6 protein-coding genes and 1 tRNA gene are annotated in these 16,164 nt (G+C 57.8%); 3 read left to right on the forward strand and 4 right to left on the reverse strand.

The window, feature by feature from the left end; translation table 11 throughout:
- Positions 1-72: 72 nt before the first annotated feature.
- From SH410x_RS14150 to SH410x_RS14160, 3 genes are all read left to right on the forward strand, one after another.
- On the forward strand, positions 73-5,259 hold the full coding sequence (locus tag SH410x_RS14150) for a DUF1549 domain-containing protein (protein WP_473677114.1): 5,187 nt from the start codon (positions 73-75) through the stop codon (positions 5,257-5,259).
- 175 nt (positions 5,260-5,434) lie between these two features.
- Complete coding sequence (locus SH410x_RS14155) at positions 5,435-6,913, forward strand: DUF1501 domain-containing protein (protein ID WP_473677115.1); 1,479 nt, start codon at positions 5,435-5,437, stop codon at positions 6,911-6,913.
- Positions 6,914-7,059: 146 nt separating this feature from the next.
- Positions 7,060-7,131: transfer RNA gene (locus SH410x_RS14160), tRNA-Gln, on the forward strand.
- On the opposite strand, the gene SH410x_RS14165 is transcribed toward SH410x_RS14160, so the two are convergent.
- The 4 genes from SH410x_RS14165 to SH410x_RS14180 all read right to left on the reverse strand — a co-directional run bounded on the left by SH410x_RS14165 (position 7,107) and on the right by SH410x_RS14180 (position 16,162).
- On the reverse strand, positions 7,107-7,595 hold the full coding sequence (locus tag SH410x_RS14165; RefSeq protein WP_473677116.1) for a hypothetical protein: 489 nt from the start codon (positions 7,593-7,595) through the stop codon (positions 7,107-7,109). The two genes, SH410x_RS14160 and SH410x_RS14165, sit on opposite strands and share 25 nt — an antisense overlap.
- 803 nt (positions 7,596-8,398) lie before the next feature.
- Complete coding sequence (locus SH410x_RS14170) at positions 8,399-11,251, reverse strand: WD40 repeat domain-containing protein (RefSeq protein ID WP_473677117.1); 2,853 nt, start codon at positions 11,249-11,251, stop codon at positions 8,399-8,401.
- Positions 11,252-11,253: 2 nt separating this feature from the next.
- Entirely contained in the window at positions 11,254-13,341 is a 2,088-nt protein-coding gene (locus SH410x_RS14175; protein ID WP_473677118.1) for a hypothetical protein, read from the reverse strand.
- Positions 13,342-13,474: 133 nt separating this feature from the next.
- Positions 13,475-16,162 carry a DUF1549 domain-containing protein gene (locus tag SH410x_RS14180; protein WP_473677119.1) on the reverse strand — a complete coding sequence of 896 codons (2,688 nt, stop codon included), beginning with the start codon at positions 16,160-16,162 and terminating at the stop codon, positions 13,475-13,477.
- Positions 16,163-16,164 lie beyond the last annotated feature (2 nt).

A 16,164-nucleotide genomic window follows, 5' to 3' on the forward strand; every position in this document is an offset into this window, starting at 1 on the left:
TAATGGCTACCTATTCGATAGACTCTGAATAGGATCGGCGATGATCGTTCCAAATTTTTGAGGAATATCGTCGTGATTGATAAGACCAATGTGTCCGCTCAGCGAAATCGATCTTTTGTCGCTCGATCGATCCTTGCAGCCGTGGGGTTGGTATCCAGCCTCGCTTTAGCCCCACCAGGGGCGGCGGAGGATGCCCCGATCAACGCCACACCGGTTAGTTTCCAGACTGAAATTCTACCGCTACTGCGGACGAAGTGCTTTGGGTGTCACCAGGGCGCAAAACAACTCGGTGAATACCGGATGACCGAGTTTGATGCGATGATCCGAGGTGGTGAGTCAGGGGAACCGGCGATTGTGCCTGGTGATGCGGAAGCGAGCTACCTGGTCATGCAGATCATGCCGCATGACGGTGTCTCCGAAATGCCGAAATCCCCCCAACGGCCGCTCGGCCCCAGCGAGATCAAGCTGATTCGCAGGTGGATTGACGAAGGGGCAACCAGCGATCTCTCCGCTCCGTCGGGCCCACGCTACACCTCGTCGAATCCGCCGCAATATCTCGGCCCACCGACAATCCCCTCCATCGATCTATCGCCGGATGAGAAGACGCTCGCGATCGCGGGTCATTTCGAAGTCATCTTGATCGAACCCGCATCGGGCAAGCATCGATCGAGACTCGTCGGCATGAGCCCGCGAATCAACTCGGTCGCATTTTCACACGACGGCGCGAGGCTTGCCGCGGTGGGCGGAACGCCAGGCGAGATCGGCGAACTCCAAGTCTGGAACGTGGAAAGTGGACTCCTCGAACTCTCCAAAACGATCACCTACGACACGCTCACCGGGGTGTCATGGTCACCCGACGATCAACGGATCGCACTCGGTGCCAACGACAACACCGTGCGGGCGTTCGACGTGGGAACTGGCGACCAGGTTCTTTTTCAAGGTGCCCACGAAGACTGGATCCGCGATACCGTTTTTACCAATGACGGAAAGCACCTGGTTTCTGTTGCGCGGGACATGACGTGCAAGCTCACCGAGATATCGACCCAACGTTTCATCGATAACGTGACTTCGATCACACCCGGCGCATTGTCCGGTGGACTCTCGAGTGTCACGATCCATCCGTCTCGCGACGAGATTGTCGTCGGTGGTGCCGATGGCGTCGTGAAGATCTATCGCGTATTCCGTAACTCCGCACGGAAAATTGGCGATGACGCGAATTTGCTCCAGCGACTGCCGGCGATGGTTGGACGGATAAATGCCGTTGCCGTCAGCAGCAGCGGCAACCACGTTGCTGCGATCGCGTCGATCGACGGGGATAGCGAAGTGCGAGTGTGGCGATACAGCATCGATCCAGAAACCCCGGCGAACAAGCAGACGGCCGAGCAGACAATGCAATACCAACTGCCGGGACTCGCTGCTTACAGTCTCGATATTTCGGATGACGGCGGCGTCTGGATCGGGGCCAGCGACGGCGTGGTCCGTCACCTGGATCCCGCTGGCGCCCTGTTGGCCGAACATACGGTCGCTGATTTTACCGCCGGACATTCGTTGGCCACGGACTCTTTTGATGCTGAGCAGTGGACACGTCTCCAGAACGAGAAAACAGCGAAGCGGTTGACTGAACGCGCAACCTCCCCTGAGGCATCATCCACCGAGCCGACGAATATCCCAGAGGATGCGATCGCGTCACTAACGGTTTCACCCTCCAAGATTCGATTGAATTCGCCCTATGAGTATGTCCAGATCGTTGCCGTTGCGACGCTGAAGGACGGTCAATCTGTCGACGTCACCGAACAATTGGAGATCCAACCGCACCCTGCTTTCGCGGTGCAAACCGGTGCCCTGATTCGACCTCAATCCAACGCGGCGGGGGAACTCATCGTCAAAATCGGTCAACACCAAGCATCGATCCCGTTTGAGAACGCGGGCCATGAGAATGTCGACGTTGATTTCATTCGTGATGTCAATCCGGTGCTCAGTCGACTCGGGTGCAACCAAGGCACCTGTCATGGTGCGCAGAAAGGCAAGAACGGTTTCCGTTTGTCCTTACGTGGCTATGACCCCATCTTTGACATCCGGGCGCTCACTGACGACCTCGCCGCGCGGCGGATCAATCCCGCTGCGCCGGAGAGCTCGCTGATGCTTCGCAAACCGTTGGGCCTCTCTCCGCACGAAGGTGGGACGCTGGTCTCAACGGGAGATCCCTACCACGCGATCCTACGACAGTGGATTGCGGCGGGGTCTGGATTACAACTCGACACACCACGCGTGACATCACTCGAACTGTTTCCCCAAAATCCGGTTGTCCAGTCGATCACGGCGCGACAACAGGTGCGAGTTGTCGCACATTACGCCGACGATACGTCGCGGGATGTCACGCGGGAAGCAGTCATTGAGAGCGGCAATACGGAGGTGGCAACGGCACACCCCGGCGCCGTCTTGCACGCCATCCGTCGTGGCGAAGCACCCGTGCTCGCACGCTACGAAGGTGCCTATGCCGCAACCACGCTGACGGTGATGGGCAATCGCGATGGCTACATCACTCCTGAGGCACCGGTTTGGAATCGTATTGACGAGCTGGTGGCAGAGAAGTGGGAGCGGATGAAGATTGTCCCGAGCGAAATTACCGATGACGCGTCTTTCTTAAGACGGATTCATCTGGACCTTACCGGATTACCTGCCAGTAGTGTCGCGGTCCGTCAGTTCCTCGCCGACCCGACACCGACCCAGGAAAAACGGGCGAAGGTCATCGATCAACTCATCGGCAACGAAGACTTTATCGTCTTCTGGACTAATAAATGGGCTGATCTGCTGCAGGTCAATCGCAAGTTTCTCGGTGTCGAAGGTAGCCGGACATATCGAGAATGGATTGGCGAGGCGGTCAAGCAAAACCGTCCCTACGATGAAGTCGTTCGCCAAATTCTCACGGCCTCTGGATCCAACCAAGCCAATCCGCCAGCCTCGTATTACAAAGTGTTACGGACGCCCAAGGAGACCATGGAGAATACGACGCAGCTGTTCTTGGGAATCCGTTTCAATTGTAACCAGTGCCACGACCATCCGTTCGAACGCTGGACACAGGATCAATATTACGAGCTGGCCGCTTTTTTCGCGCACGTCAATCGCAAGCCTGATCCCGCATCGGGCGACCGCAAGGTCGGTGGGTCAGCCGTCGAAAAACCCACGCCGCTGTTTGAAATCATCGACGACACCACGACGACCGAGGTCCAGCACGAACGTACAGGTGACTCCGCCCAACCGTCCTTCCCGTACGAGCTGACAACGTCGGCGCAGCCCACCGAGGACGACAAAACCTTGACCTCGGTGCGTAGTGAAACCGGTGGCGGTGCCAAGGCCAAACCAACCCGCCGTGAAGAACTCGCCGCCTGGATCACGCACCCGGATAACCCCTACTTCGCACGCAGTTACGTCAATCGGATGTGGGCATACCTTACCGGGGTGGGCTTGATCGAACCGATCGATGACATTCGCGCGGGGAACCCAGCAACCAACCCGGAGTTGCTGGACTACCTTACCCAAGAGTTCATCAATTCGGGATTCGATTCGCGAGCGCTGATTCGGCTGATCTGCCAATCGCGAACGTACGGCTTGTCCGTCGAGACGAACCCGCTGAACGTAGACGACCGGCAAAACTATTCTCACGCGACACCGCGACGGTTGCCTGCCGAGGTGATTTATGATGCGGTGCACGCCCTGACCGGTTCGATCAGCAATCTGCCCGGGATGCCCGCGGGGTCTCGCGCTGCCGCGGCTACCGATGCTGGCGTGACGTCACCCGACGGCTTCCTCGCCAACCTCGGACGTCCTGTCCGCGAGACCGCATGCGAATGCGAACGCAGCGATGAACTGCAACTCGGCCCAGTCATGGCACTGATTAGCGGTCCAACCATTGGTGTGGCGATTGACGACCCGCAGAATGATTTGCGAGAAATCGTCGCCGAGCACCCCACCGACCAAGCAATCGCGGATGAGATTTTCCTGCGTGCGATTGGGCGTACGCCGACATCGGCCGAAGTCGCGGCGTTCACGGCCATGTCCCAGCAGATCCAGTCCGATCACGATCGACTCGTTGCACGACTCGCTACTGCCGAGGCGGATTGGAAGGTCGAATTCCTCAAACGCGAATCGGCACGCCAGACCGCTTTGGAGGAAGTGGAATCTCAGTTGGCGGCCCGCCAGGCAGAGATCGCGGAGGAACAAACTCGTCTGGCCGACCAACGGAACGTCGCGATCGCACAGGCGAAAGAGAAACTCGCTGCCGCCCTCGCGGCGGTCCCCGATGCTGTCGAGGCCTGGATCGCGAAAAACCGAGCCGAGGGAGATCCGGAATGGTTCCCGGTCGCCCCGCATGCCTATTCCGCCAGCGGAAACGTTGTGCTCAGTGTGCTGCCCGACCGCAGTCTGCTGGCGACGGGGACGGATGCAAAGGCGACGTACACACTCGATTTTGAAACAGATCTGCAGCAAATTACAGGATTCCGAATCGAAGCGATTGCCGATGAATCGCTTCCCGGCGGCGGTCCTGGACTGCCTGCCAACGGGAATTTTGTTGTCACCGAAATCACCGTCCGGGCCGGGACGGACCCCGCCATCGCCCTCGAAAAGCTTCCCGTTGTGAAAGTCGCCGGCGGCAAGGCCGATTACTTGCAAGCTGGATTTTCCATTGATCTTGCCTTCGATGGTAAAGCCGGAAATCAAAACGGCTGGGCCGTGTCCCCAATGCTACCTCGAGACCATTGGGCGACTTTTCAGTTTGCGGACAAACTGCCGACAAACGTGGACAACAAAACACGCCTACGCTTTGTCATCTCGCAAAACCACTCGGCCGCCAACCACCTGCTCGGTCGGTTTCGGATCAGCCTGACGACTCACGATGGCGACATTCCGCTGAGCACCACCGAGTCACTCGCGATCGCCTCGACTGCGCCGGCCGAGCACCGTACCGAGGCCCAGACGAAACGGCTCCATGACTACGTGCAATCTCAAGACGATCGTATCCAAGCTGCCCAGGCCCAGGTCGCTGTGGCCAGCAAGCCCGTCCCAGCGGACGAAACGGTCGTCGCGCTGCAGTCCCGCCTGGAACGTCTGGCGGTTACCACGGTCGAGGACGCTGATCTGATCACGCTTCGTCAAAATGTTGAGCGAAGTGAAGACCAGCGAATCCACGCTCGTTTAACCGCAACCCAGGACCTCGTGTGGGCACTGATCAACTCCTCCGCATTTTTATTCAATCACTAACAGAGCATCGAGCTATTTGTGCTTAGGACCGAGCGGAAAATTACTGTCTGAATTGTGGTCGAACGCTCCGCGGTCGAAAATCCCGATCGCGGACGGTTCAGTCACCGATTTGCCGCTCGTTACCATTCGCTTGTAGCAAATCGCTAGTAGCGAATAGCTAGATAAAGGAACTCCTATGTTGTCATTCAAAGGCCATCCTGGCAAAGACCTCTGTGATTCCCAGTTGGGATCGACACGGCGAAGCTTCCTGCGTGTCGGGGGTGCCGGGATGCTTGGTTTGTCACTCCCACAATTGCTGCAACTCCAGTCCGCTCAGGGGGCATCGAATGCGGGTGGGTCCACCGGGGGCCCAGGTTGGAATAAAGCGAAATCGATCATCATGGTCTATCTGCAGGGCGGTCCTAGTCAACTCGATCTCTGGGATCCCAAAGAAAATGTGCCGGATAATGTGCGCAGTCAGTTTGCACCGATCAGCACCAAAATCCCGGGCGTCAAGTTTACTGAGAACCTGCCTCGGCTCAGTCAGATCAACGACCGGTTCACAACGGTTCGCTCGATGTCGTACACCCCCAACGGTTTGTTCAATCACACCGCGGCGATCTATCAAATGATGACGGGGTACACGACTGATAAAGTCAGTCCCTCCGGACAACTCGAGCCCCCCTCGCCCAAAGACTTTCCCAATTTTGGCAGCAACATTGTCAAGATGCGTCCCATCGACGAACCGATGCTGCCCTTCGTGATGCTGCCGCGACCATTGCAGGAATCCAACGTGATCGGCAAAGGCGGCACAGCGGGATTCCTCGGCAAAGCGTTCGACCCCTACACGCTCTATCCCAGCGGCGACGACATGTCGATGGACAAAATGCAGCGGATTCGCACCGACGACCTCAGCCTACGCGACGAGGTCTTTGATATTCGCCTGGAACGGCGTGCGAACCTACGACAGCTGCTCAATGAGCAGATGCCAGCGATCAATCAGGCCGTCGAGAGCTTTCAGCTGGACCAGTACTACGACCGCGCCTTGTCGCTGATCATCTCCGGGCGGGCCCGCGACGCATTCAAACTGAGCGACGAAGACGACGTCTTGCGCGACGCCTATGGACGCAATACCTTCGGCCAGAGCTGCCTGCTTGCCCGACGACTCGTCGAAGCAGGTACAAGGGTCGTCGAAGTCATCTGGCCCAAGGTCGCCAACAGCGACAACCACTCCTGGGACCACCACAAAGACCTTAGCAAGCGGATGAAAACCCAATCGGCACCCATGCTCGATGCGGGACTGACGACTCTGATCGAAGACCTCGATCAACGCGGAATGCTCGACGAAACCCTTGTCGTGGCCGTGGGCGAATTTGGTCGCAGTCCCCAGCGAGGGGTGAGCACCAGCGGAAACAATAATTCCGACGACGGGCGTGACCACTGGCCCTATTGCTACACCGCGATTCTGGCGGGAGCCGGCATGCGGCGTGGATTGGTGTACGGAAAAAGCGATGAAACCTCATCCGCCCCCGTTGAAAATCCAGTCCACCCCGCCGAACTGCTCGCAACGATCTACCACAGCTTCGGAATCGCCCCCGAAACTCTCGTCTACAACCACCTCAACCAGCCCCGCGAGCTGGTAAAGGGCCAGGCGGTGACCGCGTTGATGGGTTAGTTGTGCGGGGAATCCCGCAAAAACGCATTCCAAGGAAAAATTTTCCGCCAACGGCTGAGAAACTGCCAGAGTCCTCTTTAGCAACTCGCGTGGGAATGCTAAACTCCGCCCACAACGAGGAACTGACCACAGCTCCTCGCCACCACTACCCCGTGGTGTAATTGGCAACACAGCTGGTTTTGGTCCAGCCATTCTAGGTTCGAGTCCTAGCGGGGTAGCTTAATGGCAAGTCAACAAGAGCCGATTGAAGACATACCCAGTCATTTACGGGGATTTCTTCAATCGGCTTTTTTCGTGTCTCGGGGTTTCCGCCCTTGTCCTGCACAGTCGGTGGTGGATTTGGTGGTGCTTTTGAATCCACCACCTCAGCCGACTTCACCTGCGGTGGAGTCGTAGTCACTCCGATGATCTTGGCACCCTCCACGACAGCCCGGTCGAAACTCGACTGCATCGTCATCGCGTAATGTCGGTTCGCCACGTCCGGAGAATTGCCCAGCCAGCTCGTGACATCCTTCGCGGGATAGTGTGCGAGCAATTCGGTCTCACGGGTCGCACGTAGATTCTGCATCGGCTTTTCCCATGGGACCAAACCGGCTCGGGTGATGATCTTGATCAGGGTGGTGAGAATGTTGTCGGCATGGCCGTATCGCGCCTGGACATACACTGCACCCTCAGGAGCCATTTCCCGGGCGCGTAGCTGCCGTCTGATCCTGTCTTCAGGTCCTTGAACGGGTTCCCGGGTAACAACCGATCTTGCCCCAGCCGCACGCCACGTTGTCATGGTCGCTACGCGCACTGCCATCAACGGCATGGAGTCAAAAGACGAGAACCGGGCGGATTCGGACGCCAAGATGGCGACGGACCACGCGAGCGGGAACCTACCCATGTTGCGGCCTCTGTTCGTGCACGGCTCAGGGCACGAGTTTCGCCATAGGCAGTGTCATCGTCACGCCTACCATCTCGGCTCCGTCGTTGACGGCTCAGTCGAAACTGGCCTTCATCATCAACGCGTAGCGTTTGCTCGCCATCTCCGGAGAATTTCCCAACCCGTCACGGCCTCTCTCCCTTTGGCTTCTCTGCGTCTCGCCGACTCTCGCGCCTCTGCGTCGATATTTCTCACCCACACCTATCAACGGTGCTGGTGGTGGGGCCCAGAACAGCTTCTCAAGTAAACCGCTACCAGCATCACGATCCGCTCGGCCCTTGCGATGGAGAATTCAAGCCGCTCGAAGAAGTGCCGTGTTTCTCGGTAGTGTTGCTCAGCGAAGCGTTGCTCGTCATCGACTGGGGTACCGCTCCGAACTCAAACAGACGTTCTCGCCCGAGTCCGCGGGACGCAAACATCGTCACCTCGCCCGCGTCGCTGTGGGGTAGGCGAGTATCCGGTCGTGCCGCTGGCGATCTGCTGGAGCAGGCCATCCTACGCCCTGAGCACGCCCGGGATCAGGGCACCTCCTCAATGCTGCGTGGGACCTTGTTGACGTCTTATGGCAGCTCCGCGATCACGGCGGCGTTCTCGAAATCCCAGATGCGAATCACTCCGCTCTGCCCACCGGCGATGATCTTCTTTCCATCATCGGAGACTCGCGCTGTGAACAGGAAGTCGCCGTTGGCACCAAAGTTTCGCACCGCTGCCCCGTTGGACGTATCGATCAAGCGAACCTCGCCGTGGGCCAGTGCCGCGATGATCTGATTGGTCGTGCCCACAAATTCAACCGACGTGATTTCTTTGGGAAAACCAGTGATCGTTCTATTCACTTGCCCCGACTCCACATCCCAGACCTTGATCGACAAATCGGCACTGGCCGATGCGAGTGTTCGAGCGTTGTCTTGCCAAGACACGCCCAAGACATGATGGGTGTGTCCTTCCAAGGTTCGGTCAGTCTGTCCGGTGGCAATGTTTAGCAAGCGGATCGTTTTGTCCGCAGCACCACTGGCAAGTATGCGGCCATCGGGTGAGAAATCCAGCGTGTGGACCGTGTCACTGTGAACGTCACCGAAGTCCCGCAATAACTCGCCACTGGGCACTGCGAAAATTTTGACTTCACCCGCTCGGCTCGGTGCGCCGCTGCCCACGGCCAACGACAATCCGTCGCGTCCGAAGTCCAACGCCGTCACACGATCGCTCAAGAGCGGTGAATCCACCGCTCCGATTGTTCGTTCGAGTTGCCAATTTTGGGCTACGGAGAACAGTTCCGAGCGGTGTCGTGGCGCGGATACAGACAACGAGTCTGCGACCCAAAGCAAATCAGAGGTGTCATTGATACTGGCGGCGGAAAACTCGCGAAGCGGCAGCCCATCTGCGGTCGCATAAACCCGCGTGGCACCGTCCACAGCCACGCCAGCGATCCGCTGGGCGTCGGGACTGATCGTGACGGCAACGATCGCGGGTGCGGCAGCAAATTGTTGTTGAACTTGCTTCTCGATTTCGCTGAGTCGTTCTGCACGTCGCGTTTGAATTGCGATCATCGATTGGTGAGCGGAGATGGCTGCGTTCGCAGCAAGCTGGGCCGCTGTTGCAGCTGCGAGCGCCTGCTCGCGATTCATCAACTCCCTTTCGCTCTTCGTCTTCGCTTCCGCGGTCACAGCAGCGGCTTTGTTGTGCGTTTCCAAATCAACGGTCGCCTTGTCCACGATGACTTTCGCATCGGCAGTCAGCGCATTGGCAGCTTTGACGTTCGCGGCGTCCAATACAGCTTGAGTTGTCGCGACGAGCGCCGTCGCCGCGACGTGTTTTGCGGTCGCTTCCGCAACTGCCAGGGTCGCTTTGTCTCGCGCTTCGGTGACTTTCACCAGTGCTTCGTCTTCTTGCTTGAGCAGAGCTTCGAGTTGCACGGTTTTCGCAGCTAACCGTGCAACTTCGGCCGTTTGACGGGCTGCGTCGCGCACAGCCAAATCGACGAGTATGTGCGATGTCTGAGAGCCTTGTGCCGTCGAAACCGGCTGACCATCGGCAACATTCCAAACGCGAACTTTACCGTCACGTCCGCCGGTGACCAGTTTGGTATGGTCGGTAGAAAGCGCGATCGCATTGACGACCGCTTCGTGGTTAATCGTTCGCACGTTTTGGTTGCTGCCCGGCTCGATACAAACCACCCCGGCAGACTCGCTGGCCACGATCGCCAAAGGCGACGGTAGCGACATCAATTCCACCGCCAACGCATCACTAATTTCACCGAGCGATTGGTGGACGCGTTGGATCTTCGCGGATTCGGTTTCGCTAGCGGGTACGACTTGCAGCAGTTCGACATTTCTCGCTGCGTTGAGGATGGCAATCAGTGTGCCATCGCTAACAGCAGCTAAATCATGAATCACTGATTGTGTATCGTATTCACATGTCTTGGTCCCCGTCGCTGCGTCCCAAACAGTCAACACGCCGAACTGTTGTCCGACGATGACGCAGTTTGCTTGAGTTGCGTATGCCAATCCGGTAACGGTTTCGGCATGTCCACTGAGTAGGTGTAATCGCTGTCGATCTGCCAGATCCCAAACTTCAACGTCGCCGATCGCGTTGACGATTGCGGCGGATGTTTGGTCGTCGTTGGTGGCGACCAGACCAGCGGCAGCTGCAAGCGGCGATAGAGGAGGGGACACTTCCGCTGGCGTTTTCCTCCACAGCCGGACAGTACGAAGGCCACCGGTGGCGATGCGATTTCCATCCGGCGCAAATGCGATGGACTGAATCAAGTCCACATCCGCAACTTGGCCCATCTTCAAACCGGGGTCGACTAATTGGCCAACTTCCGCGTGAGTACTCAAATCAACGATGGTAACGTGGTTGGCACGACCAATGGCGGCCAGTGTGTTGTCGGGCGCAATGTCCAGTGCATAAACACTGCGAATCGATTCCGGAATCGGTTGCCACTGGATCGGTTGCATTTTTGCAGCGTCATTGCCGACAGCCCCTTGTTCAATCCACAGTTTCAACAGCCCGAGTTCTTCGGCGGTCAATGGGACTGCGCCGACTGCGTTGTCTTCAGGCGGCATGAGCGGTTCTTCGGCACCGGTGGCGCGTGCAAACACTAAGCTCGAAGAGGCATCGTGAGCCACCACGCCTGGACCCGTGTCACCACCGGCCAGCACAGCAGCGAGCGATTCTAGAACCAGACCGCCTTCGGCTTCTTTTTCGTGATGACACGCCAGACAATTGCGTTTGATTAGCGGGAGGATGTCCGTAGCAAAGTCAACGGGTGCGCTGCGTTGGGTCTCGGCAACCGGCAACGGCAACTCAAGTTCAGCAGCGGAGACGAGAGTTGCAAACATCAACGTCACTGCGGTCGCTAATGGTCTGGACCACGCTGGAACACGCAACCAGGCGTGATCGCTATTGTCATTCATCATCAGGGTTCAACGACTCGGAAGGTAACAGTGGGCGTGGGAATGAACGCGGTCAGCGGCTGTTCGTTGGCGGTCGCTCGGGCGGCTTCAACGCGTTGGTCGGCGATCAAGATTGCTGCCTTGATCGCTTCGAGGTCGCCCGCATGAGCGGGATCGTCATGAAGTCCCTGCAGGTGGGCCCGGTAAGCTTGGGCGCGCTCGAACGACTGCGGATTGGGCTTCAGCTTGATGCTCGTTTCCGCTTGCGCGGAAAGCGTGTGAGTTCCCAAGGCAACTGCGGCAGGAATTTGGATTTGCAGGGTCCCCTCGGTCTGGTCAGCGGGGATCGTTATCTCTACGGCGGTCGCACCGATCGGCAAATGGCGGGGGCGGAGCACGACCGGTGCAGCGGCACCCTCACGGCGAGTCAACTTGGCGACCAACGACAGCGTTCCGCCGTGTTTGACGTCCACCCCAGCTGGCCCCTCCCAAGCGATCGAAATCGGCGACGTATCAACGTCATTGACGCCAATCACTAGTTGTGATGTCAATCGCGACTGTACCGAATCATGCTGATCGTCCCGCGGATGGTTGAGGACTTCGTATGTCGCGGAGGCAGTCAGCGTCGAGTCATCGCTGCGCCCCATAATTTGAATCTCACCAATATTCGCTGGTGCATCGTCGGCGGCGAAAAGGACGATTTCGTTTTGTGCCTGGTTCGGAGCGATGGTCACGGGCGCCGCCGTCACACCGGCAGGCAAGTTTTCGACGGTGACGATGATTGGTCCTGTAAAACCATCGCGGCGGATCGCGAACACGCGAACAGCTTCGGTGCCACCGCGAAACAACTTGGAACCGAACGGTTTGGCTTGGCTAACATCGAGGTTCGGGAAAGGTGTGTAGGCGACCAGTTCAAATCGTGGCTGCACCGCTTGCACACGCAAGCGAAGACGTTTCTGGTCGCTCAATTCCGAGCCAGTATCCAAATCACGTACCTCCACACGATAGCTGGCAGTGGCGGGTGCTATGAAGAATGCAGTCGGGTCTTTGCAATGTAAACGAAGCACACCGTCCGTCAGCTCACGGCTGTCATCGGCGACGAAAATGTCATGCAAAACCGTGCTGCCTGCAGCATCGATTTCGACGCGTTGAACACTCAGTCGCACGTCGGTGGGTTCACCAAACTGTTGAGACTGGACGTCAATACCAATCGCATCGCCTTCGTTGGCCGGGAACTCGAACTCGCTGGCGACGTGTTGCGGCGACAGGAGCCACGATTCGACATGCGGCAATGTGATCGGCTGCGGGTTGGCCGAAGTTCTCGGCTCACCCCACTCCGGCGTCAAAACCGGTAATGAACTCGCGGCGTCTTGGGCGAGCAACTGATAATGATATTCGTCGCCACTGCGATACAAATAGTCGTTAATCACGACCAAGTAGTCTCCTGGACTCAGCGATTCGAGCACGAGAGATGGATCAAACCCGTCGGCACCATGCTCGTCGGCAATGATGCGGCCGCGACCATCACATACCTGGATTTGTCCGATCATCCGCGAGTCCAGTCGCTGGGCGAGCAGTTCAATGCGAATGGATTGCTGGTCGGCTACCGTAAGCGAAAAGTATTGCGGTGACACACCGGCGCACGTTCCGTGCAAGAGTGTTGCCAGCGACAGTGGGGTCGGCTGCGTCGCGTCTTGGCTGATCGCCACGGGCGGCGCATTGGGCAGCGCACTGACGAAGAAGTACCGCGGGTTCGAGACACCATGTCGACCGCTGGCGCGAACTTCGTAACGGCCGGCCGGAACGTCCGCCGCGACCGTGACATCGAAGTGGCCGTAGTTGGGCAATCGCGTTTGAGAAAATGGCAGCGGATCGAGTGTTTGAACCTTGGCCGTGATACCAGAGTGGGTAAAGTGCAAACGGTCGACTTCGTCTGTACGATCGCCCCCCACGACGTCGACTGCTGTGGTCGTTCCGATCGCGGCACCCGACTGAGAGAGCGAACGCAGTTCGATCGGCAGAAACTGGGCAAACGCAGGTGCGACCAATGCGAACACAGAGACGGTGAACGAGACGACTGCGACGAACGAGCCACGTAGGCAGGTATGCATGAGTAAATCGATATAACGTGAAACCAGTGTCTCCCCTCGCCCCGCCAGGCTTGGGTAGAAGGGAGTCAGGCTTTTTAATGTTGGATGACTTCTGCGGCGGTGTTTCGTCGCGGGCGCGACGGCAGCAAGCCTGTTAGTGAATGAACAGAAACTCTTTTGAGTTGAGCAACGACCACACGATGTCCTCGTAAGCCTCACGCCGATTCGGCTTACTGCCCAGGTAGGTTAGTATGGCCTTCAGTTCAGGGGCCGTCGGCGACCGCGACAGTGCCACACGGTATAATTCGGTGGTCTTTACCTCGTCGCTGAGTGATTCATCCGCTGCCATCGTGGCGGCGCGGCCACCGTCCTCGCTGAGTTTCGTCTGCATTTCCTCGGAGTTCAGCAGATGCAAACTCTGAGAAAGGTTCGCATCGCTGGCACGTTCACAATCACACGCCGTTTTAGACATCGGCAGCCCGAATACATTGAGAAAATACGAATCAAACGACGTGTCCGGCAAGGCCACGGCGCGTGTACCAATGGGCATTCCGGTGAAGGACGTTTTGGACTGCGTCACCGCGTTCACCGAGTCCAATAACACTTCGGCACGCATCCGTTTGGGATAGAACCGCGAGTAACTTCGACGATCCCCGAGGTTCTCGTCGAGCGGCTCGCTGGCGACCGCATACGTTTGTGAAGTCACGATCAACCGGATCAGTGATTTGAGGTCGTAGCCGGATTGAATGAACGCGGCGCTGAGTCCATCGAGCAGCTCCGGATTGGAGGGTGGATTGGTGACTCGCATGTCGTCTTCGGGCTCGACTAATCCGCGACTTAGAAAGTGCTTCCAATATCGGTTGACCAGCGCTTTCGCGAAAAACGGATTCTCGGGATCAGTCATCCAGTCCGCTAAATGTACGCGGGGATCGTCGTCGATCGCGATGGTTTGCGCGGCTGCGCCCAGGCCTGCCGGTAGCAGTGCTTGCCCCGTTTTCGGATGCGGCGAGGAGGCACCACCCACGCGAGCGAAGAAATCGGGCGTCAACGAATCACCCGCAGCCTTCGGTGACACGGTGGTGAAGAATGCCGCCAGATGCGCGTAGTCAGCTTGGCTCCACTTTTCATACGGATGGTGGTGACAACGAGCGCATTGAACCCGTTGCCCCAAGAACAATTGGGCCGTGTCCTCGACTCGCTGATTCGTATCAGGAACTTGTTGATACCAGACTACAGCCGGATTGCTGGCGACACTGCCGGACGCGGTAACCAATTCGCTGACAAACTGATCGTAGGGTTTGTTGTCGGCGAAGCTATCGCGGATCCAATCATGGAATGAACGGTTGGCGAATTGCAAATTTCCTCGTTGTCGGCGATTGCGTAAAATCGCATTCCATTTGCCGGCAAAGTGCTCGGCGTAATCGCGACTGTTCAGTAAATTGTCGACCAATATGCTGCGTTTTTCGCTGGCCGCATCGTTTTCAAACGCCAGCGTTTCGTTCAACGTCGGCAAGCGTCCGGCGATGTCGAGAGTCACACGGCGAAGGAATGTGGCATCGTCACAGGGCGGTGAGGCAGGGATACCGAGTGATCGCAGTTTGTTAAAAACGGCGACGTCAACGAGATTGTTCGCGGGTGGTGTCAGCGGCTCTGCCGCAGGCGTCGAGAGTGGAATATCGGCACGGAATACGGCGACGTGAGCTTGATAGCGTGCCATGACGGCAACATCGCCCACCAAATCACTCAGTGTCACCTGTCCGGTCGCTGAAACATTCGCCATCGACGTGTCGTTGGATTCGAAGACGACGCCGCGTGTAATGTCTTGACGCGTGTTATCACTGTACGTGGCGATGACCGATAGCTGCTGCGTTGCGTTTTGCGCCAGTCTTCGTTGGGCGGGAAAGACTTCGATGCCGGTCACTTGCGGCTCGCTACCATCGCCATACCGTAGGCCTTGGGCAATCCAGCGATGCAGCATCCGATATTCGTGGCTGTCGATATCTAGCCGCTGTCCACCACCATGCGGCGCGGCATTGATCGCTTTGAGCAACAGCAAACTTTGTTCGGGCACGGCAGGTGAGACCCGGCGGCCACGTGCTTCACGAACTAAGTGCTCGTAGTCCTCACGCGGCTCAAAGCCCAACAAGGACAACTTGAACCCGTTCTGGCCCGCAGCTTTGCCATGACAACCGCCACCATTGCAGCTCAGTTTGGTAAAGATCGGCACGATTTCACTGGGAAAACTCAGTGGTAGTTCTTGGCCCATGCCCGACACAGTGAGAACGGTTGTCGCTGTGGACTGAATATCTTCCCCGTGCCCTGTATCACCATGCGCTGTGATCGTGACTTCGCCGTCGGCCAGTGGGATCACTAACGCTTCGTCGCTGACTTCAACAATTCCGGCCGGCTCGGCGGTGTACCGGACTGTGTGGGTGGCGTCGGTGATACGGTCATCGCCGCTGCGATGCGTGACGATCAGCTGCACGCGGGCGTCACGACCGCGCAGTTGTCGATGTTGAGTTTCGATTGATAGCGATTGACGTTCGCTCGCCATTAACCAGCCCACGTTGAAGAGCGTTGAGATCGCCAGTAACACGACGAGCCGCAGCCCAGGCCCGAAGCACGCCAAGACTCGCTTAGGATCCAGCGGAGAATAAGTGACCGAACGCTCTGCGGTCGGAATCGTCGACCGCGGAACGTTCAACGACAACGTCAGACAGTCATTTGCCGCTCGTTCCTTAGCGGTTTGCTGAATCGCGGGGCGATGACAGGGGATTGCCAGCGGCGCAAGCCCACGAAAGCGGTGAGCAGAAACGATATTTGAATCGCGGAGTGATGGCATCA

The sequence above is a fragment of the Rhodopirellula sp. SH410 genome, from assembly GCF_055811895.1.

Bases quoted from the DNA above. Each gene is read 5' to 3' on its own strand.
- SH410x_RS14170 (WP_473677117.1), bottom strand. From the start codon at position 11,251: ATGAATGACAATAGCGATCACGCCTGGTTGCGTGTTCCAGCGTGGTCC.
- SH410x_RS14175 (WP_473677118.1), bottom strand. From the start codon at position 13,341: ATGCATACCTGCCTACGTGGCTCGTTCGTCGCAGTCGTCTCGTTCACC.
- SH410x_RS14165 (WP_473677116.1), bottom strand. From the start codon at position 7,595: ATGGCTCCTGAGGGTGCAGTGTATGTCCAGGCGCGATACGGCCATGCC.
- SH410x_RS14155 (WP_473677115.1), top strand. From the start codon at position 5,435: ATGTTGTCATTCAAAGGCCATCCTGGCAAAGACCTCTGTGATTCCCAG.
- SH410x_RS14180 (WP_473677119.1), bottom strand. From the start codon at position 16,162: ATGCCATCACTCCGCGATTCAAATATCGTTTCTGCTCACCGCTTTCGT.